The organism is Verrucomicrobiota bacterium (genome assembly GCA_039027815.1).
In the GTDB taxonomy this organism is placed as follows: Bacteria; Verrucomicrobiota; Verrucomicrobiia; order Verrucomicrobiales; family JBCCJK01; genus JBCCJK01.
Map to the genome: position 1 here is coordinate 25,678 of JBCCJK010000013.1, position 20,251 is coordinate 45,928.

General features: G+C 59.5%; 12 protein-coding genes. 6 read left to right on the forward strand and 6 right to left on the reverse strand.

Annotation, left to right across the window (positions count from 1 at the left end):
• Nucleotides 1-5: 5 nt before the first annotated feature.
• The 3 genes from AAF555_05430 to AAF555_05440 form a co-directional block, all read right to left on the reverse strand.
• Entirely contained in the window at nucleotides 6-3,815 is a 3,810-nt protein-coding gene (locus tag AAF555_05430; GenBank protein MEM6911008.1) for a hypothetical protein, read from the reverse strand.
• Between the two features lie 88 nt (nucleotides 3,816-3,903).
• Nucleotides 3,904-7,611, reverse strand: a complete 3,708-nt coding sequence (locus AAF555_05435) for a hydantoinase B/oxoprolinase family protein (protein ID MEM6911009.1) — start codon at nucleotides 7,609-7,611, stop codon at nucleotides 3,904-3,906.
• Nucleotides 7,608-10,289: a hypothetical protein gene (locus tag AAF555_05440; GenBank protein ID MEM6911010.1), complete on the reverse strand. Its 2,682-nt coding sequence runs from the start codon at nucleotides 10,287-10,289 to the stop codon at nucleotides 7,608-7,610. Before AAF555_05440 ends, AAF555_05435 begins: the two co-directional genes overlap by 4 nt.
• A 195-nt stretch (nucleotides 10,290-10,484) precedes the next feature.
• On the opposite strand from AAF555_05440, the gene AAF555_05445 reads away from it, so the two are divergent.
• The 5 genes from AAF555_05445 to AAF555_05465 all read left to right on the forward strand — a co-directional run bounded on the left by AAF555_05445 (nucleotide 10,485) and on the right by AAF555_05465 (nucleotide 16,497).
• The gene (locus AAF555_05445; GenBank protein MEM6911011.1) at nucleotides 10,485-12,230 is read left to right on the forward strand and encodes a TolC family protein; all 1,746 of its coding nucleotides are present in this window, start codon (nucleotides 10,485-10,487) and stop codon (nucleotides 12,228-12,230) included.
• Complete coding sequence (locus AAF555_05450) at nucleotides 12,227-13,777, forward strand: efflux RND transporter periplasmic adaptor subunit (GenBank protein ID MEM6911012.1); 1,551 nt, start codon at nucleotides 12,227-12,229, stop codon at nucleotides 13,775-13,777. The genes AAF555_05445 and AAF555_05450 overlap by 4 nt, the downstream gene beginning before the upstream one ends.
• Nucleotides 13,778-13,839: 62 nt before the next feature.
• Nucleotides 13,840-14,496, forward strand: coding sequence for an ABC transporter ATP-binding protein (locus AAF555_05455; protein ID MEM6911013.1), 657 nt, complete (start codon nucleotides 13,840-13,842; stop codon nucleotides 14,494-14,496).
• Nucleotides 14,493-15,740: an ABC transporter permease gene (locus AAF555_05460; GenBank protein ID MEM6911014.1), complete on the forward strand. Its 1,248-nt coding sequence runs from the start codon at nucleotides 14,493-14,495 to the stop codon at nucleotides 15,738-15,740. The genes AAF555_05455 and AAF555_05460 overlap by 4 nt, the downstream gene beginning before the upstream one ends.
• A 46-nt stretch (nucleotides 15,741-15,786) precedes the next feature.
• Nucleotides 15,787-16,497 carry a C4-type zinc ribbon domain-containing protein gene (locus AAF555_05465; GenBank protein MEM6911015.1) on the forward strand — a complete coding sequence of 237 codons (711 nt, stop codon included), beginning with the start codon at nucleotides 15,787-15,789 and terminating at the stop codon, nucleotides 16,495-16,497.
• Between the two features lie 12 nt (nucleotides 16,498-16,509).
• Here AAF555_05465 and AAF555_05470 read toward each other — a convergent pair whose 3' ends face one another.
• Nucleotides 16,510-16,860, reverse strand: a complete 351-nt coding sequence (locus AAF555_05470) for an Hpt domain-containing protein (protein ID MEM6911016.1) — start codon at nucleotides 16,858-16,860, stop codon at nucleotides 16,510-16,512.
• Between the two features lie 32 nt (nucleotides 16,861-16,892).
• Here AAF555_05470 and AAF555_05475 point away from each other — a divergent pair, with 32 nt between their 5' ends.
• A complete protein-coding gene (locus tag AAF555_05475) occupies nucleotides 16,893-18,083 on the forward strand; it encodes a glycosyltransferase (GenBank protein ID MEM6911017.1) in 1,191 nt (396 codons plus the stop codon).
• On the opposite strand, the gene AAF555_05480 is transcribed toward AAF555_05475, so the two are convergent.
• Nucleotides 18,065-19,261 carry an MFS transporter gene (locus AAF555_05480; GenBank protein ID MEM6911018.1) on the reverse strand — a complete coding sequence of 399 codons (1,197 nt, stop codon included), beginning with the start codon at nucleotides 19,259-19,261 and terminating at the stop codon, nucleotides 18,065-18,067. The two genes, AAF555_05475 and AAF555_05480, sit on opposite strands and share 19 nt — an antisense overlap.
• Nucleotides 19,262-19,390: 129 nt before the next feature.
• On the reverse strand, nucleotides 19,391-20,149 hold the full coding sequence (locus AAF555_05485) for a hypothetical protein (protein MEM6911019.1): 759 nt from the start codon (nucleotides 20,147-20,149) through the stop codon (nucleotides 19,391-19,393).
• Between the last annotated feature and the right edge of the window lie 102 nt (nucleotides 20,150-20,251).

Sequence of the window (20,251 nt, forward strand, 5' to 3'; positions counted from 1 at the left end):
ACAGTTTATTCTACCACTTGTTCAACTGCGATATCAATGATTTGTGCTGTGAATCGATCCATAGACAAGTGAACCCAATATCTAGACTCACCTGCAACTCGGAAATCTGCGAAATCATTTTGGGCGGAGGGGGGAAGAGAACCCGTTTGGACCACTAAATCAATCAAGAAGGTCCACGTCCTCGTCGAGACCGAATCCACCAAACTGCGGGCAATCGCCTCCCGATTTGAATCAACCAGCCGATCGGGGTCAAGCTCGCCTGTATAAACTTCATTGATTAAAGAGGTCAGTCCAACAAAATCGCCCTCGTCCTCCAAAGCAGTAGAATTGGTGGCCGGCCGACCAATTATATCAGACAAGTATCGCAGTGGGCCTTGGCCGGTCTCTGCAAGAAGTGACGAATTGCTCGAGGTAAAATTGACAATTTCCTCAGCCAGCTGATCGACATCACTAGGACTGAAGAAGTAGTAATCGCTATTTGGGTCCGTAGGGTCGATATCTGGCAACCCCGCAGCCTTTTTTGCGGCACCCACCAAGAGGGCTTTTATTACTTCCTTGTGCGGTGTGTTGATATTGACCTTGCCGGCGACGAACTCTACTTCGTCGCGCACTCTTTCTCTTTCTTCTTCGTCTTCAATAGGACGTTCGCGGTCAAAGAGACAGAAATATTCTAAAAGAGCTCCATCAGCGCTATCAGGAGAAGCGAAATTAATTGTCTTCCAGGCCAAATCCCGAAACGCGTATCCCATTTCTCCTACCGATCGGAATGGACGGTTGAGTATTACAGGACGAACATACTCAGGCCTACCAACATCTTGCCTGGGCTCCGGTATCGACATGGGCCAAAACTTGGGACTTTCATCTTTAATATCCAGTGTGACATAGCGGCCATCTGATCCGCGAACGATACCATCGGCATCTTCATAATAGAAGGACGCTCCTCTGTTTTGGAGATTTGGGTTATTAGCTTGGAGAAGATGGACGAAAGCTTGAGAGTTACTTCTCACCCAGTTCGTCCCTATCCTGCCGCCGCGTGGTCTTGAACTTTTGACAGACCAGTCCAAAGCGGTGGGAGCGATCGTTGTTCCAATTGGCACAAGTAACGTCTTTGCGGCCACATTCCTGCTGCCATATTGATTGGTGTTGTAAAAACTTCCAAACCGATCTGTTCGTGGATCTGCCTTATATGTCATGCCCCCGTGATGAAGGGTTTTAACAATATCTCCAGTCGCCCCATTCGTGAACGTTTGATTCATCTTATCATAGGTGAAATATCTACCATCCACCTCAAACTGCAAAAAGAGCGACAGATTGTTTTTTCGCGTCTGGTATCTTCGAAAATAGTTTCTTTGGTTGGTATTGCGATTTAATATCCCGCCATCGTCTTGTCCAAAGATGGAAGGTCCTTGTATTGAATATCCGAGGAAAAAACCCACGACAGACCCCAAATCTCCTGGGAAGTCCTGGTAAGCTTCAGAACGATCCCCGCCTTCGCCTTCGTAGCTACGGTAACTACCGTTGAAAACATCACCTGAGTAGCCGCTTGGAGGCGCCAAAATCCCCGCCGCCGGGAAAGCGCCTGCTTCAAGAATATTCTGCCCCCCTTGATAGCGGGCCTGAGGGACAGCAACAGGACTGCCGGACTCACTCTCATTTTCCATTCTGAGAATGCGAGGTTCTCTGAAGAGTCCGTTCGAAGCGCTAGCATTGTAGTCTACCGTAATAGTCTCAGATCCCTCAATATACCCTGAGACATCGGGCATTTCCGGCCCTCCCCAATTAGAAAAATCACTTGTCCACCCGGTGCCACCACTACCTACGTCCCAACCGGATCGAACCCGAAGCGCTGCATGAGGAGCGTTGCTAATAGATTCTGCCGTTACCCTGAGCGCTTCTGGAATGGAAGTGAAACTCCCTTCAGTTTCCTCGTGTGGATTCCAGAGGATTGGTTGGATCAGATCGGCTATCAGCCAAGGATTTGTGGAGGGATCACCCGGCTGAGGGGCGTCTGAGACCATCTGCGGATTCTCCCAAGTCCAATCAGTCCCGAACTGAGTAACCTGATAGAGAGCCCGTCTCGCCATATAAATCATTGGCAAGTCTTCTTGGCCATAGATTTCGTTCCCGTTGAACACAATCCGGGTGGGAAAGTTATCCTCATCGTATTGGTCAATAATGCAGGCGCCGATTCGAATGATATGCTCATCAATCCACCTGTCCTTGATGTCCCTATCCGTCCGAAGGCCTGTTCCAGAATCCGCAATATCTGTGGAACCTTCGCTCAACCCATATTCATACCATGCGCCAAGGGACCCTACCTGGATCGCAGCTTTCAATACCTCGAAAAAATTAGGATCCCGCTCACTACTATCATCATCTAAAACTTCTTGGAGAGTTTTGATTCGATTGGATTTCGTCTCAGTATACTGCCACCGGAAATTCGAAGCGTTCCAGTCAAGTCCGAAGAATTTTTCGGCCGCCTCCGAGTCGATTGGGTTATCAGAAATGCTGTCTGGGGTATCAACGTAGCGAAGACGATCTAAGGGGAAGCGGCTCGACATGAGGGGAATGGACTCGGTTTTTCCATCAGCATTCACCACCTCCCGGGTCAGTCGCATAGGGGACGGATCTAACTCCTCCAACGGAGCGTTTCTCAAGTCGCTGCGATCTCCGCCGGGGCGTTCCGGATACAGGTTGGGATCGGGAGGACTATAAGTGGGAGTATTTAGGTCTCGGGACCAATGAGTCAGGAACGGCAGTGCGCCCTCGCTCACAATTTCGGGGTAGGACCGCTGGAAACCAATCAAATCTTGACGAGATCCGAAAAATCTATCTGAACCAAAGCCGGCCACCCGGTAGGGGAAGAGAAATCCTTTGGGGCCAATTTCTTCTCGAATAAGACGAAGAAATTCCTCTTCGTCCGAGCTTTCCCCCAAGGTAGCCTTGTCTCGCCAACCGACAAAGCGGTCGACTGCTGGGAAAGCCTGTCCATCGTTGATGGCTGTAAGATCAGCCCACAACTGAGACCCTTTGTAGGGGGCTTCACTTCCAAACTGATTCTCGTCAAAACCGGCCACGTTAGCATCTAAAAGACCCCCGGTATTGTAGATGTTAAAGGCGAAACGGCTGACAATCCTCTCATTCCGACTAAGAGCACCCGAATCATGCAAACCTTGATCCGTCATATAGACCCACTTGGGGAGCGTATTTTCCTCCAAAAATGCAGAGCTGCTATCTACGTTTTTAATCAAGAGTGGTTTAGCCCACCGTCGCGGGCTTACGATGCGGCCATTTTTGGAAGGGACGTCGGTAGGAATGGCGGACCCCTCGGGGATGAGCGGCTCAACGGTCGATGAATCAAATAGGGTGGATCCGCTTTGTTTTATCAACGAAGCATAGTCATCGTTAGGGTCGATTTCTGTCGTGCCATCATTCCGGCGGAGGCTTGGCACCATACTCGGATACCGGCCTTGCTGATCCTCCTCCGGAAGATAAAGGGTGATTTCACCCGTATTGTCTTCAATCGAGTTGGCTCGGATTTCTCCTCGGAGATCCGCTACGATGAGGTCGATGACGCCTCGGGCGGCGGTGTTGACTTTCATCCGCTCGGTCACGCCCCGTTCTTGCTCCAAAGCCGAGAGAGCACTGGTTAAGAGGGCCACCACTAAGGCCGTCAGGAGGACCAAGAAGGCCACCACAATGATGAGGGCGACGCCGGAACGGTTTTGGGGGTGGCGACCGCCTTTCGAAACAGACAGAATGCGCATTTTTGTTTGGGGGTTGTTCGACAGGCTTCCAAAAAAGCCTGCAATCACATTGTATACACATCGACATGACATCTGACAAGGTGAAATTTATTCCAAGCAATTGGTCCTGAGCACCGCAAGCCCGAAACCCGAGACCTCAAACCCCAAACCCCCCTCCCCCGGGCGTCTCCATGCGAAGCGCGTCGCCCGGACCCACTTCGATGGTGGCAATCGAGCGAAGCGGCTGCCAGGCCGCGTCGCCCCTTCGACGAAGAAACTGCTCCCCACATCGGCCTTTCCCTCCCCCCGCCAGACCGAAAGGGGCCTCCTTGCGGTGCTGCGTCAGGAGCGAAACTGTCAGGGGGGCCAAAAATTCCAGCTCCCGCACCAGACCCTCCCCTCCCGGAAAGCGCCCGCTTCCTCCCGAGCCCTCCCGCAGACCAAACTGGCGCAATCGCACGGGGTAGCGATGCTCCAAAATCTCCGGGTCGGTGATCGCGGTGTTGGTCATGTGTACCTGGATGCCCGAAGCGCCGGCCGCTTCCGGTCCCCCGCCGGCCCCGCCGCCGATGGTCTCGTAGTAGCCGAAAGACTCATCACCAAAGAGCAAATTGTTCATGGTGCCTTGGCTGGACGCTTGCAGGGCGAGCGCTTTCAAAAGCGTCCCCACTAGGCGTTGGCTGGTTTCGACATTGCCTCCTACCACCGCCGGGCAGTCGGCTGGAGCCGCCGCGAAATCCGGATGCAAGATACCCCTCGGGATGGCCACCTCCACTGGGCGCAGAAGCCCTTCATTCAGGGAAACCTCCTCCCGCAACCAGAGCCGCAGGACGTAGAGGACGGCACTCCGGGCAATGGCTGGGGTGGCGTTGAAATTACCGGGATGGGTCTGGCCTGAGCCGGCAAAATCGATTTTCAGCCGGGTGCCTGTGCTTCGGAGGTGAGCCACCAGCGGCGTGCCATCATCGAGCCGTTCTTCCGCGGAAGCCTCGAAGGGGCCGCGGCCCTCCAGAAATCCCCGCATCAGTTTCTCGCTGGCCGCCAAGAGCCCGGCCATCTGGTGGCGAACACGGGCCGCGGACTGCTCGCAAGCCAAGCTCTCCAAGAGACGCACCCCGTGGAGGTTAGCAGCGAGCTGCGCTTCCAAGTCCGCCAAGTTGTCTGCCAAGGCCCGGGAAGGGTAAGGGCCCTTTTCGAGCAAAGCACGCAGTCCCTGCCAATCGGGCTTTCCCGAACGGACGAGGTAACGAGGCGCGATGACCACCCCCTCTTCGATCAGTCGCTTGGCATCGGCCGGCATGGAGCCGGGAGCCTGGCCCCCGATTTCGGCGTGATGCGCTCGATTGGCCAAGTAGCCTAGTCGTTGGCCCTCTTCGTCAAAGGCCGCCGAAATGACCGTGACGTCCGGAAGATGGGATCCTCCGTGCGCGGGGTGATTCGTCACCACCACATCGCCCGGGCCGATTTCCAGCGATCGGACGACCTCGCGCACACACACGCCCATCGACCCCAAATGCACCGGCACGTGCGGCGCATTCATGACCAGAACCCCTTCCTCGTCCATGAGGGCGCAGGAGAAGTCCAAGCGTTCTTTCACATTGGTCGAAAGCGCTGTCCGCTGAAGGAGCGAACCCATCTCTTCGACCAAGCCAGCGAGCCGATTGCGAAACAGCTCCGCCTGGACCGCTTCGCCTTGCTCGGGCCGGTCTGGCAGGGCCTTCTTCTTCTCCTGCCGACGAAGTCGCCAGCTCCCGCGATCACCTGGCAGGGCTTGCCAACCCGCATCCACTACGCAGGTGGAATGGGCCCCAGAGAGCAATTTTGGCCCGGCCACCAGGCTCTCGCTTTCCGCAAAGCTCTCTTCGACACCCCGCGATGGAGGAGTGGCCGCCGTGACCCGGAGCGAGACCACTTCCAAGGGCCGGTTGGCTGGAGGCGGGTAGCCGTAGAGCTCGCGGTAGCGCTCGGCGAAGGCGGTTTCCAGTTCCTCGGGCTCGGCTTCTAGCGGGAGGGCGGTCTCTTGTCCCGCCAAGCGGACTTCCAGGAGTCGTCGGCGAATCCGTCCCTTTTCAAAACCATCTTCGGCCAGGCGAGCGAGCGCCTCTTGTTCCATTTCGTGCAACCAAAAAGACAGCTCCGACAAGCAATCCCCGAGGGGACGAAGGACTTGCCGGGCCACCACCCTTTCCACGAGAGCGCAGTGCAAGCCGTAGGCGCTCAGCAGACCGGCGTCTCCCGGCACCAGCACCTCTGGCACCCCTAGGACATCGGCCAGAGCGCAGGCATGTTGGGGCCCAGCTCCTCCGAAAGCCACCAAGGTGTAGTCTCGGGGATCGTAGCCTTCCCGGACCGAAATCCCCCGCATGGCATCGGCCATCCGCTCGACCGCAATGGCGCGCAACCCTTCCAAAAGGCGAGTTCGGTCAGGCACCATTTGACCATCCGCTTCCATCTCAGCGACCAGGGCCTCCAAGGCGCGGAAAGCCGCTGCCTCTTCCAGCGGGATGCTGATCTGGCTGGTGTCGAGATGGCCCAGGAGGAAATTGACATCCGTCAGAGTGAGGGGGCCTCCCTTGCCATAACAGGCCGGACCGGGATCGGAGCCCGCGCTTTCCGGACCGACTTGCAAGCGCCCCGTTTTCCATGAGCAAATCGATCCCCCTCCCGCCGCCACGGTATGGATCTTGAGCGCCACCGACTGCAAGCGCGCGCCTCCCACTCGCTGTTCAAAGTGGTAACTGTAATCTCCGTCAATCCGGGCCACATCCGTGCTGGTGCCGCCCATATCAAACGTCAGCAGCCTCTCCCTTCCGGTCGCTTTCGCGACCGCCGCCGCCCCGACCACCCCACCGGCCGGACCACTTAGGAGGCTGTCTTTGGGGTGAAAGCGCGCACTCGGTTCCAGGCCCCCGGCACTCGTCATGAGAAGGGCAGGGCGATCGGGCGGGAGACCGAGCGGCCCCGTCACCGCCCGAATGAAGGACTCCATGACGGGCGCCAAGGTCGCATTGACCACGGCCGTCTCAGCCCGGGGCAACCATTTGATGAGGGGAGACAGCTCTGAGGAGAGAGAAACATGCCGAAAGCCCTCCTGCAAAAGCAGCGCCTTCAAAGCCCGCTCATGAGTTGGCTCCAGGTAGGCGTTCTTGAGAGCGATGGCGGCCACCTCGAGGCCGCGCGAGAGGACGGCTTGGATTTGGGGTCGGAGGCTTTCTGGCTCGAGCGCTTCTAGCACCTCCCCGGTGGCCGAAATCCCTTCCGAGACCTCGATCACCAATTCGGGGAGCGGTTCTCGTCTCGGCTGATGGAGAGCGAAGAGTCGCTCGCGACGCTGGTCTCCAATCCGCAAAAGATCGCGAAAGCCCCGGGTGACAAAAAAAACCGTGGGCGCCCCCTTTCGTTCCAGCAGGGCGTTGGTCGCGCGGGTCGTGGCGAAGCGAAAATCCATGGTGGGAAAAGCTTGCCCGAGAGGCGTTTCCGTGAGCAAGCGCGCGCCCAAGACGGGAGCTTCCTCCTCCGTGGTCAGCTCGATGAGATCGCCACCGGAAAAGGTCCCGAGCGCTTGGTTTCCCCTGACCGGGAAGAACCCCAGTTCCGCAGTGGCAGGACTCCACGACTTCACCAGGAATTCGCGCGCCGCCCCTTCCACCTTGCGAACCCGAAAGCCTTGGAAAAAGCCTGCTGGCATGGCCCAATCCTGGTCGATGCGGATTCCTCCCCGCGTCACTTGCAAGACACGCGCCCGGAGGACTGAGGACGAGAGGACCTTGACCCGACGTTCCTTCCCTTCCGGATCGAGGGCCCAGCAGTCAGTGAAGGTCCCGCCGGTATCGGTGCGGACTTGCCAGACAGGAGCGGAGGTCACGATCCGGCGCCTTCTGCCAGCGCGACCTCTTCCAAGCGCCGCTTGTATTCCACCCAGACCGCCTGGTCTTCCGGCGAAAGCTCGATCGCCTGGCGCGAGAGCTGAAGGGCTTCCTCCGACTCTCCCAAGCCTAGACGCACCTCCGCCAAGGTATCCACGTAAGCCGCCTCCTGGGGTCGCAGCTCCAGAGCGCGCAGGACGTGTTCTTCTGCTTGGGGAAGGTCTTCGCGCACGCGGGAGAGGAGCCAGGCATAGTTGTTGTGGGCTTGGGCGCTCTCGGGGAAACGGGCCAAAGTCCGCTCATTGATGGCGCGGGTTTCTTGCAAAAGCTCCGAAGCCTCGGTGGGATCGGCCGATTCTTTGAGGGTCGGGAAAAAATCATCGCTCAAAAAGCCCGAACCCCGCATCATTCGATGCGCTTGGCGAGCGGCCTGCATGGCTTCCCGATCTCGACCTTGCGACCACAACCACTTGGCGCGCAAAAAATCCGCCTCGAAGCGGAAGCCCAGCTCGGGCAGCGCGCCCCCGGTGCGAGAGCTGGAGGCCAAAGCGGCCAGACAGCGGGCTTCGCTCAAGAGCATCGCCTGCTCCCAATCCTTCGCCCTCTTGGCGCTCGCGACCGCCGCATCCAAGAGCATGGAAGAGCCTCCTCGAGGCCGGGCGTTGCGGAGCAGTTCCCGGCTGCTGGAGACGGCCATCGCGCGGGTCAGATAACGCTGACTCTCCTCATAAAGCCCATGTGCTTCCAACAGCCGAGCCAGAAAGGTCAGTTGATCCACGTTCCCGAGCAACTCCCCCTCCAAAGGCCCCCGCACTCTCGCCGCCTCCTCCGAATCGCCCGCTTTCTCCCAACAGGCCGCCAAGTGCGCCAGCCAAAAAGAAGCCCCCGGCTGAGCCGAAGCGGCGAAGCCTTGGTAAAGATCAATGGCAGCCGCCCACTCCCCTCGCCGTACACAATCGACCGCCAGAGGCGCCAAGTCTGCCCCCTCCCAGCCAGCCTCGCGGAGCCGGTCCAGGCAGGCCATGGCCTTGGCGCCGTCTTCCTGGGCCCGGTAGAGCACGCGAAGGAGCAGCCAGCGGTCGATTTGTGGCTGTCCCCGCAGATCGCGCGCGGCCGCGTCCAAGCGCGCCAAGAAACCGGCGGCGTCCACGCCAAAGCTCTCGGCCGCCTCCTTGGAAACCAGCGCCAGCATTCCTGAAAGCACCGCTGGGTCGCCCGCCTCCACCTCCAGCCAGGCCGCTACCTCGGCCGCCAACTCTTGGAGAACCGCTTCGTCGAGAGTGCGCGCCGGGCCCAGCCCAGAGCCCAAGAGAACCCGGTATCCCAGGTCCTGCTCCCGATCCCTCATCGCGATCGCGCAATCCAGCCAGAGTTGGTAGGCGCCCAAGCCGGCTACATTCCCGAGCGTCATGCGAGTGAGCCCATCATGCTCGCTCGCAAAGAGACTCATCCAGAGCCGACGAAGCAGCCAAGCCGCGCTCTCTCCATCCCCATGAATCGAATGGGTCTGCGCCAACTCGGTCAGAAACGAAACGCGGGCATGCACCTCGGGTAGGTTGGAAGACTCTTCAATGACCTCGAGTTCTCGGGCCAGCCACTCTCGCCGGGCTTCTTCGCCCAAGCCCTCCAAACCAGCCCGCGCCAGGCCCTCCACATAGCGGCCTTGCTGCCCGAGCAGGGACAGCACCAATTCCCGGGTCGCGGTTTTCTCAAGAGCCAGGAGGGGATCGACCGCGCCATTGGCCGTCAAGAGACCGCTCAGCTGATAGACGCGATCCAAATTGGCTTCTTCCAGCATCCCCGCGAGCGACTCTCGAAGACGCGTCTCTCTGGCCGCATCCCCCGCCAAGCGGGCTGCGGCCAACTGGAACCCGCTTCGGATGAGCGGATCGCGACTCCTCTTCAACCAAAGATCCAACTGAGGCTGGTAGTCCCCCGTAGCAAACGCCGCCACCGCCGCCCAGTCCGGCTTGCCCTCCGCCTCGGCCCACGAGCGGGCGGCCTCCATCTCGCCCTCCAGCCGATCCCGGAAAAATCCTGCCCAGCCCTCCAAGTCAGAAAGCTCCCCGCGCGTGGCTCCCGGGCCCTCGCCCTTGGGGAAAAGCTGTCGCAAGACCACCCAATCCCGCGCAAACGTGGGCAAGCGCCCAAGGCAGGAAAACAAGAGATCCGCCTGACGAATCTGCCCCTCCTTCACCAAGGCCCGGGAATGGGGCAGCAGCCAAGCGATCACCTCTCTTTGCAAAACCGGAAGATCCTCTTCCGGAACGTGGGCCAAAAGCCGGGCCCCGATCTCCACCTCCTCCCTCACTCGGAGTTGCTTCAAAAGTTCCAGTCGTTGATTGGCGCCCGTCTCCGGCCGATTCCAAACTTCCACCAAATCGATCACCTCCTTGGGCGTGTCTTCGGTGATCCCGCTAAGCATGCGCTGGCGGATCTCCTGGGCTCGGACCGCGATCTCCGGGTCCTTGCTGGCGGCGGCCTTCGAGAGAGCTTCCATGGCCTGGGGCCCCGAGTCTCTCAATCTCTGTTCCGACTCCTTGCGTTCAGCCAAATTCCCCGCGCCCAAGCCCTCGATCCACCCTTGGATTTCCTCCTCAGTGGCACCCTGAGATAAGGGCAGAGAGAGGACGGCCGCTCCGAAGAGCAAGATGGGGAGAAAAGCTTTCAAGGGCATGGGAGAGAAGAGGGCACTTCAGAAGAGGGCACTTCGTAAGGCGTAAGTAAAAAATCGAATCGTTCCTCTTAGCAAGCCTGCCGCATGCCGAAGAGGCGTTAACCTTAAAGGGATTGCCATGAAAAAGAAAGCGCGGCCCCAGCGTTTGCTGAGCCGTTACGGCTGCGGCCCACCCTTTCGTCTTCCCCCGAATCCATGTTTCGCACCGCCCTCCTGCTCGCCCTGGCCTCGGTTGGGAGTGGGTGCGTCACCGATTATTGGAGCCAGAAGGCGGACCAGGAGGTCTTTTCGATCTTGGGGGAAAAGCGGGAGCGCGTTTTGGGCTTGGCGGAAGTGCCTTTCGATATCGACACCCCCTACTCCGCGGAAGACGCGGACGAGATCGCGGCGCTCCGCATCATAAGAGAGCGCCAGGCCTCGGACGAGCTGCGACTCGGCCTGAAAGAAGCTCTCGAAATCGGCACCGCTCGCAGCCGACCCTACCAGTTCCAAAAAGAAAGCCTCTATCTGGCAGGGCTTGAGCTGACTGGCGTTCGCCAAGACTTCACCCCCCTCTTGCAAGGGGGCTCGACCGCGCGACTCAACGAAACCTACCGGGAAGGCCAGGGCGGGGCCGACTCCATCAATCGCTCGGGAAGCGTCCGCAGTGGAGTCGAGTTCGATCTGTTGCTCAAGACCGGCGGTCGCCTGGCCGTCGATCTCGCCCAAGACATCTTCCGGTTTTACCTCGGCGGACGGCCCCCGGGGGGCTCGACTCGCTTCCTGGCAGCCAGCCTGACCCAGCCGCTCTTGCGAGGCGCTGGCAGCGAAGTGGCCGCCGAAAACTTGACCCAGGCCGAGCGCAATGTGGCCTACGCCATCCGCGACTTCAGTCGCTTCCAACAACGCTTTGCCCTCGACATCATCACCGCCTTCTACCGCATCCTTCAGGAAAAGGACCGGGTGAAGAACGAGTATTTCAACTACCGCAGCATCATCCTCTTCCGCGAACGAGCGGAGGCCCTCTCTCAAGACAGGCTGCCTCGCTTCCAAGTGGACCAGGCTCGCCAAGACGAACTCCGGGCCAAGAATCGTTACATCCAAGCCATCGAATCCTACCGACGACGGGTCGATGATTTCAAAATCCGCCTCGGCCTGCCCCTGCAAGGCGAACTCTATCTTCGGGATGACGTCCTGGCCGACCTCAATCGCATCGGCCTCCTCTCTCTCCGGGTCCAGACCGAGGGTGGTTTTGAACTCGCCACCACCCGGCGGCTCGATCTCCTAAATGAAATTGATCGCTTCGAAGACAGCCAACGGCGCATCCGCGTGGCGGCCAATGCCTTCCAGCCCGGCCTCGATCTCTTTGCCGGCCTCGACCTGGACACCAACCTCAGCCGTTCAGGGACTCGCTACTCGAATTTCGATGCCGACACCTACCGCACCAGAGTGGGCGTCGACCTCGACCTGCCCTTGGACAATTTGGACGAACGCAATGCCTATCGCCGGACCCGCATCGCCTTCGAGCGCCAACTGCGCGCCCTCTCCCTCGCCCTCGACCAGATTCAAAATGAAATCCGCGGCGGCCTCCGCAATCTCGAACTCGTTCGCCAGCGCTACGAAATCCAGCGCAATGCCTTCGCTCTGGCCCAACGCCGGGTGGAAGCCGTCGACCTCCTCTTGGAGGCCGGGCGGGCGGAAACGCGCGACCTCTTGGAAGCCCGAAACGACCTCTTGCAGGCACGCAACTCGCTCACCGCCGCCCTTATCGACTCGCATCTCTTCCGCTTGGAACTCCTCTTCGACTTGGGGATCCTCGACATCGAACCGGACGACTTCTGGTTAAAAAACCCGAACATTTCTCCAAAATACCGAAAACCAGCCAGCAAGGGGCCCGTAACGCCTAGCAGCGAGGAACCCGACTTCCTGACTCCCGAAGAACTTTTCCAAGAATCCGAATGAGCCAGAAGAACCCCCCGCCCTTCCTTGCGAAATTCCGCGATCCCAAAGTCTTCCTACCGGTCGCCGGACTCACCCTCCTCGTGGCCTGGCTCCTTTCCCGAGCGGGTTCGGACTCGTCCGCCAGGCCCTCACAAAACTACTTCACCGCGGAAAAGAGCCCCTTCACCATCACCATCCCTGCCGGGGGCTCCCTGACCGCGGTCGAGGAAGTGACCGTTCGCAACGAAGTCGAAGGCACCAATCAAATCATCCGCTTGGTCGACGAAGGCGAGTATGTCTCCGAGGGCGATTTGCTGGTGGAACTGGATGCTTCGAAATTGGCGACCGAGATTTCGGAAGCGGAAATCGCTTACCAAAACAGCTTGAGCAAGATTTCCGACGCCGAAGAAAAATTCGAAGTTGTCAAAAGCGACAATGAAATCCGCCTCCGGGACGCTGAATTGGCCTTTGAGCTCGCTCAAAAAGACCTCGAGAAATACACCTACGGCGCCTGGCCCCAAAACCGTAAAAACGCGGAATCGGCCATCGCCCTGGCTCGCGAAGAACTCAACCGCGCCCAAGACCGCCTCGCTTGGACCAGAAAGCTGGAGGAAAAAGGTTACGCCACCCAGTCTGAATTCCAAGCCGACCAGTTGGCGGTCAAGCGAAAGCAAATCGATCTCGAAAAAGCCCAGGAAAACCTCCGCCTCTTGACGCAGTTCGACCACCCGAGACAACAGCGCCAAATGGAGGCCAACGTGGCCAACACCCGCACCCGCCTGGAGCGCTTTCGTCGCCAAGCCGAGCTCCAGAGTGACAACGCCGGAAACCAACTGACCGCCGCGCGCGAAACCGCCCTCCTGCGCGAGGCCCGCCTGGAAGAACTGCGTGAGCAAATGGGGAAAACGGAAATCTTCGCCCCGCGTGATGGCCTGGTGGTCTACGCCCGCAATCGGCACAATCAAGTCCGCGTGGAAGAGGGAGCCTACGTGCGGGAGCGGGAAGAGCTTCTGCTGCTCCCTGACATCTCGCAGATGAAAGTCGAAGTGGATATCTACGAAAATCAAATCAGCCTGGTCGAGCGCGGGATGCTGGCTGAGGTCCACCTCGACTCTCTCCCTGACCGCAGCTTCCGCGGCGAAGTGCTCACCATCGCCGCCATCCCGGAGCCAGCCCGCTGGGGCAACCCGAACTACCGCGTCTACAAGGCCGAAGTGGTCGTGACCGATCAGCTCCCGGCCATCAAACCCGGAGTGACCGCCCGGGTCGACATCGTGGTGGCCGAGTTGGAAGACGTCATCAAAATCCCCCTCCAAGCGGTCGTGGGAGCCGAAGACCGGCAATTTTGCTTCGTGCAGGCGGAAGGAAAAGAGACCCTCGTGGAAGTGGAAATTGGCCTCTTCGACAATGAATTCGTCGAAATCCGCAGCGGCTTGCAACAAGGGGACCGCATCGTTCTCACGCCCCCCTCTCAACTCGAATTGCCGACGCCGGAGGAAAACGTAGACGAGAAAGAAGGGGACCTGCAACTGACCGAGGCCCAAGAAACCTTGGCCGCGGCCGGGTGAAAGACCCCTCCTCCAACGCTCGCGAGGTCATCCGCATCGAGCAGCTGGAGAAAACCTACCAGATGGGGGAAGTCTCGGTGCCCGCTCTCCGGGGCGTCGACTTTCTCGTCCGGGAGCGGGATTACGTCGCCATCATGGGGCCTTCCGGCTCGGGCAAGTCGACCCTACTCAATCTTCTCGGGTGTCTGGATCGGCCTACCGAGGGTCGCTACTTTCTGGGCGGGACGGACGTCTCGACCCTGGATGACGATTCTCTCTCCCAAGTGCGCGGAGAGCGCCTCGGCTTCATCTTCCAAGCCTACAATCTCATCGAGCAGCTCACCGTCATGGAAAACATCCTGGTCCCGCTCTTCTACACTGGCCAGGACACTCCCGAAGCGGCGAAGCGCTGCCGCCAAATTGCCGAGCGAGTCGGCCTGGGAGATCGCCTCGAACACCGACCCAAGCAGCTCTCCGGAGGGCAACAGCAGCGGGTGGCCATCGCCCGCAGCCTCTCCAATGACCCACTTCTCCTCCTGGCCGATGAGCCGACTGGCAACCTGGATTCCTCGACCGAAGGCGATGTCCTCGCCCTGCTGGAAGAACTCAATGCCGAGGGCCGGACGATCGTGCTCGTGACGCACGACGAGCACGTCGCAGAGCGGGCCCACCGGGTCATTCACATGAAGGACGGCGTCATTGACCGCGTCGTGGAAAACCGCTTGGCCGCCACCTCATGACCCATCGCCTTGGCCGCACCTTCGCCCTTGGGATCAAGAATCTCTTTCTCCACAAGGTTCGCTCCCTCCTCACCATGCTGGGGATCGTCTTCGGGGTGGGCTCCGTCATCGCCATGCTCTCGGTCGGCGAAGGCGCCGCCCTCCAGGCCGAAGAAGCCATCAACCGCCTCGGCCCGGCCAACATCATCGTGCAAAGCAAGCAGCCCCCCGAGGGCACACCCAATTCCACCATCGGCAATCAGGAGCGGAGGCGATTTGGCGTCACGCAGGAAGACGTCGAACGCATCCACGCCACCCTTCCCTTGGTCGAGGCCGTCATGACCGAACTCACCAAAACCGATGAAGTCACCTCTCCCCATCGCCAGCTGATCGCCAAAATCCGTGCCCTGCCAGCCCACGCGCCCGAAGTCAAAATGTTCACCCTGCTCGAAGGCCGCTTCTTCACGGCGCTAGAGGAGGCCCGGCAAGTCCCCGTCTGTCTGCTGACCCCCTCTCTCGCTCAAAAGCTCTTTCCCTTCGGCAGCGCGCTCGGAAAGAGTGTCCGGATTGAGAGCGACTACTTCCAAATCCTCGGAGTGGTGCAGCCTGGGGTCTCCGAGAGCACCGATGGCGATGGCCCCGACCGCCAAATCGGCGATGACATCATCTTTCTCCCCACGACCGCCGCGGCCGCCCGCGTGGCCGACTTTCGTTGGAGCCAGAAGGACTTTGATGAAGTCGTCGTCAAGGTGCGGGAGAAAGAAGACGTCCCCCAAGTGGCCGCGCAGCTCAAAACGCTCATGGAAAAATTTCACCGGCGAAATGACTACGCCTTGGTGGTTCCCCTCGAATTGCTCGCGCAAGCCCGCCAGACCCAAAATCTCTTCAAGGCCATCCTCGGCTCCATCGCGGCCATTTCCCTCTTGGTGGGCGGCATTGGCATCATGAACATCATGCTGGCCACCGTGACCGAGCGGACCCGGGAAATCGGCATCCGACGAGCCCTCGGCGCCAAACGCCGAGACATCATCCAACAATTCCTCGTCGAGACCGTCGTCATCTCCCTCGCAGGCGGGCTGGTCGGCGTGGCGCTCGGGATGAGCCTCCCCCTTCTCATCACCTCCTTGACCGATATCCCGACCGTCATCACAGCGGCCTCCGTGCTCCTGTCGGTCGGAATCTCGGCCCTGGTCGGGATCCTCTTCGGCCTCTACCCCGCGCGGCGAGCGGCTCTCCTGGATCCCATCGAAGCCCTCCGGATGTAGAGTGCCTTGACTTCCCGGGCGCGAGCGCCTTTCTGGGATCACCATCATGTTCGAAGCGCTCAAGCAACTCCTCGTCCTCCAGGATCGCGACACCCAGATCAGAGCCCTTCAAAAAGAAATCACCCAGGCCCCGGACGAAATCGCCCGCGCCGAAGGCCGTCGCACCCGCTCTCGGAATCAAGTCGACTCAGCCAAGGCCCTCCGCGTCGAGAACGAAAAAGCCATGCACCAGCTGCAGCTCGAAGCCGAGACTCGTCGGAACACCATCGGCCGGCTGAAAACGCAGCAAATGGAGACCCGAAAAAACGAAGAATACCTCGCCTTCGAAAAAGAAATCGCGAATTACCAGCAGCAAGTCACCGAGCTGGAAGACCAGGAACTCGCGCTCATGGAAAAAGCCGAGTCCCTGCAGGTTGAATTCGCGCAGGCCGAGGAAGCCTTTGCAAAAATCAGCACCGGAGTCGAGAGCGATCTCGCGGATATCGCCAAACGGACCGCCGCCGCCCAAAGCCGACTCGGAGAACTCCAGGAAGAGCGCTCGCGCTTGGCCGCAGGCGTGGAAGCGGGAAGCCTCTCCCTGTATGAGCGCCTCCTCTCGGGCGGCAAGCGAGACACCGCCATCGCCGGCCTCCGCCATGGGGTCTGCGAGGGCTGCCACACCAAAGTCATCGCCGGCACCTTGCACGACGTGAAAGCCGGGAAGGCCCTGGTGACCTGCGAAAATTGCGGACGCATCCTCTACCTGGCCGAAGAATAGGCCCAGCGCCGCTCAGCATCGGTAGCCACGGGCCGCAATCGCCTCGCCCGATTGCCGCAGCAAATCGCGCAGGATCGCAAACTCCTCCCCGGGAAACCCGGCTCCGGCCTTGGCGGCGGCTTCGCAATCCGCGCACCGGGCCGCCAAGACACGGTAACCGAAAGATCCGGCAGCGCCTTTCAGCTGGTGAATGATGGCCCCGATCTCCCCCCACTCGCCTGCCGGGAAGACCGCTTCCGCCCGCGAGAGCAAACGGTCCGCTTCTTCCAAAAAATCGCGGTAGATGTCGACAAAGTCTGCCGACCAGTTGTCGGTCACTTCCAAAAGCTGCTCCCAATCAATCAACCCCTCGGCCTCCGGCATGCCCAAGGTTACCAAAAATCGACCTCGGAGCAATGTCCTTTCTGGCTTGTTTCCCTCGGGAAACCTATAGTGACCACCTCATGGAAAGCCTCCTGGTGTACGATGACAGCCCCGTCTTCGGGGGGCATGAAGTCATGTCTCTCCACGGTCTTGATGGACTCCTCGAACACAGCGAAGTCTTCCTCCACGTTTTCTACAGCCAGGCAAATGAACGCTTGCACCAAGAGCTGACCACTCGCCTCCCCCATCCTCGCCTGGCCCTCGAATCGCTCGCTTTTCATTCCTCCAAGATCCAGAGCCTGCTCCATCACTTCCAGAGAAAGCGGCTGGCCGAATTGGCCACTCGCTTTCGCTCCTGCGGCGCTCCCCGCTTGCTCGCGATTCAAGGGAACATCGAACACTCCTCCCTCGGCATCCTGGCAGCCAAGCAAGCCGGGATCGAAAGCCTCAGCTACCTTCCCGTTCCGCACAGCCATCGGGACATGGGTGCCAAAGGCGCCTTCCTGCGCGACCCGCTGACCCGCCCTCTCTTCCGCAAGCCGGATCGTTTCTTGACCATCAGCGCCGAGATGAAACGTCTCCTCCGTCTCCAAGGGGCCACCGCCCCCATCGACATCGTCTTCAACGGCATCGATGCCGAGCGCTTCCAAGCCACCGCTCGCCCGGCCGCCAAAGAAAAGCTCCACTTGCCGAGCGAGCGCTTCGTCATCGGGATGGTCGGACGAATCGAATTCTCCCAAAAAAGGCAACACCTCCTGGTAGAAGCGATTTCCGAAAGCCCCTCCCTGCGAGCCAGCAGCCACCTGGCCTTCGCCGGGACCGGGCCCGATGAGCCGGCCCTCCGCTCCCTCTTGCAAGAGCGGGGCCTGGCCGACCAAAGCACCCTCCTCGGCTGGCGCGACCCTTCCGAGGTCTACCCCGCACTCGATCAGCTCGTCCTTCCCTCCCGCTACGAAGGCGTGCCTCTCGTCATGTTGGAAGCCCTCGCCTGTGGAGTCCCGGTCATCGCGAGCGACCGGGACGGCATGCGAGACCTCTTGCCCGCAGCTTGGCGATTTCCCTCTGGCTCAGCCAGCGCACTGCGCCAAGTCCTGACAGAACTCAGCCAGCATCCCCCCGAGGCCGACTGCCTTCGCTTGCAAACCCTCGTGCGAGAGAAAATGAACCTGCAAGCCTTTCGCCAGCAATTTGCCGAAAGCGTGCTTCAGCCCTGGGAAGCGTGACGCCTCTCCTGCCGGACCCAAAACAAGAAACTGGCCACTGCCACCACCGAGATGCTTCCCGCCACCAGAAACATCGCCTGGAGGTCCCAGTCAGCCAGCCTTCCCATCAGCATCGCTCCCACGATCCGGGGCAAGCCCACGATCATCACCGTGTAGACCCCCTGGATGGAATTGCGAAAGCGCGGCTCGGCGAAGCGGTCGACGTAGATCACGGGCAAGACGTAAATCGCGAGCACCTCCGGCCCGTGCAAGAGATGCACCAGCACCCCAGTCAGCGTGGAGGGAAAGACCGCCAGACAAAACAAGCGCACCACCCCCGCCAGCAGCCCGAAGAGCATCAAGCGCTTGAAGCCAAATTTCCGCTCTAGCCAACCGAGGCCCAGGACCCAACCAATCTCCAAAAGCACCCCGAAATTGATGACCAAACCGACCCACTTCGAAGGCAGTTGGACCACCTCCCGGAGATAGACTGGAAAGAAGCCATAGTAGGCCAGCGCCCCGAAATGCATCGACGCCAGAGCCAGGCAATACCAGCGGGCCCGACCTCGAAAAAGCGCCGAGAGGGCCGCCAGCGTAGGCAATTTCTCCTCGGCTGCCGGATCCCCGAGCGCCTCTCGCATCGGGGGAAAAGCCTGCGCGTTCAAGGCAGCCAGAACACAACCGAGCACCCCCAGCCAAACCACCCATTCCAGCCCGCCCTCCCCGTCCAAAAGGAAAAACAACCCCACGCTGGGCACCATGAAGCCAATGCTTCCCCAGACCCGAACCTGATAATATTGGGGAACCTGAGCGAGCCCCGCGCTCGCCAGCTGGCGGGTCTTTCCGAAAAAGAACCCGTCTAAAAGGGCCAGCTGCGGAGAATACATCAACTGCATGCCCCCCATGCACAGCACCACCAGCCAGATGGGCTGGAGCAGCTGCATCAGGAAAAGAAACCCACTGCAAGCGATGAGCGTCAGCCCCAGCAAACGGCGAGTGCTCAGCCAGGTATCCGCCAGAAAAGTGGCCAGCAGGGGCGCCAACAGCATGGCCAGGCTCCCCGCCGCTTGGGCATAGCCCACTTCGGTGCTGCTCAATCCCTTGACCTCCTTCAGGTAAACCGGGAAAAAGGGCAACACGCACCCTGCCACCGAAACCGCCAGAAAATATTGCCGCTTGATTGTCCTGAGCCACCCCATCGCCGCCCAGCCCTACAGCCCAATCGGCCTTTTCACAAAAGAAGAGAAAACTCGAAGTGCGAGGGGGATGCTTCCTCTCTCAAAAGCATCCCCCTCCGTTTCTCTCCTATGTATTGGTATGATACAAAGTCATCGGCCGCGAGAGCGGCGGGTCAGGAGCAAGGTGCTCCCCAAAAGGGCCAACAGGCCAGCGCTCGGCTCCGGGACTTGGGAAGTCTCGGAAAAGTTGTAGAGGCCAAACCCCTGATTCCCGGCCGACGTTTCCCCAGAGACATTCAAATACTCGATCTCAAACGCGGCCACCGCTTCGTCGAACTGGATCGTTAAATTTCCCTCCTGAGAAACCGAACTCGCTCCATTTCCAGAAGTCGCTTGCCAGGTGTGGCTGTCGATTTGCACGATATTGGCGGGGTTGAAAGGCGTGCCCGAGACCGGATCGATTTGGTTGCCGTCTTGATCGAAACCAATCACCATCACCTGGTCCGTGTAAAGGTTGGCGCCAGTGGTCGAGCTATCCAGGTCCCAAAGATCGAAACTCAGGCCTGAGACCGAAGAACTGAACTCAAAGCGGTGGGTGCTCCCGTCTCCGCTGAGCGCTTCTTGAAAAACATCAAGGTAGTCATCCGCCTCGCCACCGGTCCCGTTGAACTGCCAATTGCCCTCGGCACGAGAGGCAATGTCCGGAGTCCCGAATTGCAGCGTGGTAGCGGGATCTTTGGACCACGAGTAGGTGATCGTCAGGCCCTCGGAGGTCGTGAGCGATTGATTGTTCCCGCCGGCCACAAAGTCGTCTTTCCACTCCGACCAGTCGAGCGCGATGGCGGCATTCAGCTTGCCGCCCACGAAAATGAGCCCGGCGATGCTAAGCGATAGTAAGAATTTTTTCATAGAAAATAGAATTAAAACAAGTTCAAATAGCATGGAGAGCTTGATAATTACTGAAACTATAAAAGTAAGCAACCGTAAAATTTATATTTTTTATAATTTTGA

Coding starts and splice junctions, on each gene's coding strand:
- AAF555_05440 (MEM6911010.1), bottom strand. CDS start 10,289: ATGCCCTTGAAAGCTTTTCTCCCCATCTTGCTCTTCGGAGCGGCCGTC.
- AAF555_05445 (MEM6911011.1), top strand. CDS start 10,485: ATGTTTCGCACCGCCCTCCTGCTCGCCCTGGCCTCGGTTGGGAGTGGG.
- AAF555_05450 (MEM6911012.1), top strand. CDS start 12,227: ATGAGCCAGAAGAACCCCCCGCCCTTCCTTGCGAAATTCCGCGATCCC.
- AAF555_05455 (MEM6911013.1), top strand. CDS start 13,840: ATGGGGGAAGTCTCGGTGCCCGCTCTCCGGGGCGTCGACTTTCTCGTC.
- AAF555_05460 (MEM6911014.1), top strand. CDS start 14,493: ATGACCCATCGCCTTGGCCGCACCTTCGCCCTTGGGATCAAGAATCTC.
- AAF555_05465 (MEM6911015.1), top strand. CDS start 15,787: ATGTTCGAAGCGCTCAAGCAACTCCTCGTCCTCCAGGATCGCGACACC.
- AAF555_05470 (MEM6911016.1), bottom strand. CDS start 16,860: ATGCCGGAGGCCGAGGGGTTGATTGATTGGGAGCAGCTTTTGGAAGTG.
- AAF555_05475 (MEM6911017.1), top strand. CDS start 16,893: ATGTCCTTTCTGGCTTGTTTCCCTCGGGAAACCTATAGTGACCACCTC.
- AAF555_05480 (MEM6911018.1), bottom strand. CDS start 19,261: ATGGGGTGGCTCAGGACAATCAAGCGGCAATATTTTCTGGCGGTTTCG.
- AAF555_05485 (MEM6911019.1), bottom strand. CDS start 20,149: ATGAAAAAATTCTTACTATCGCTTAGCATCGCCGGGCTCATTTTCGTG.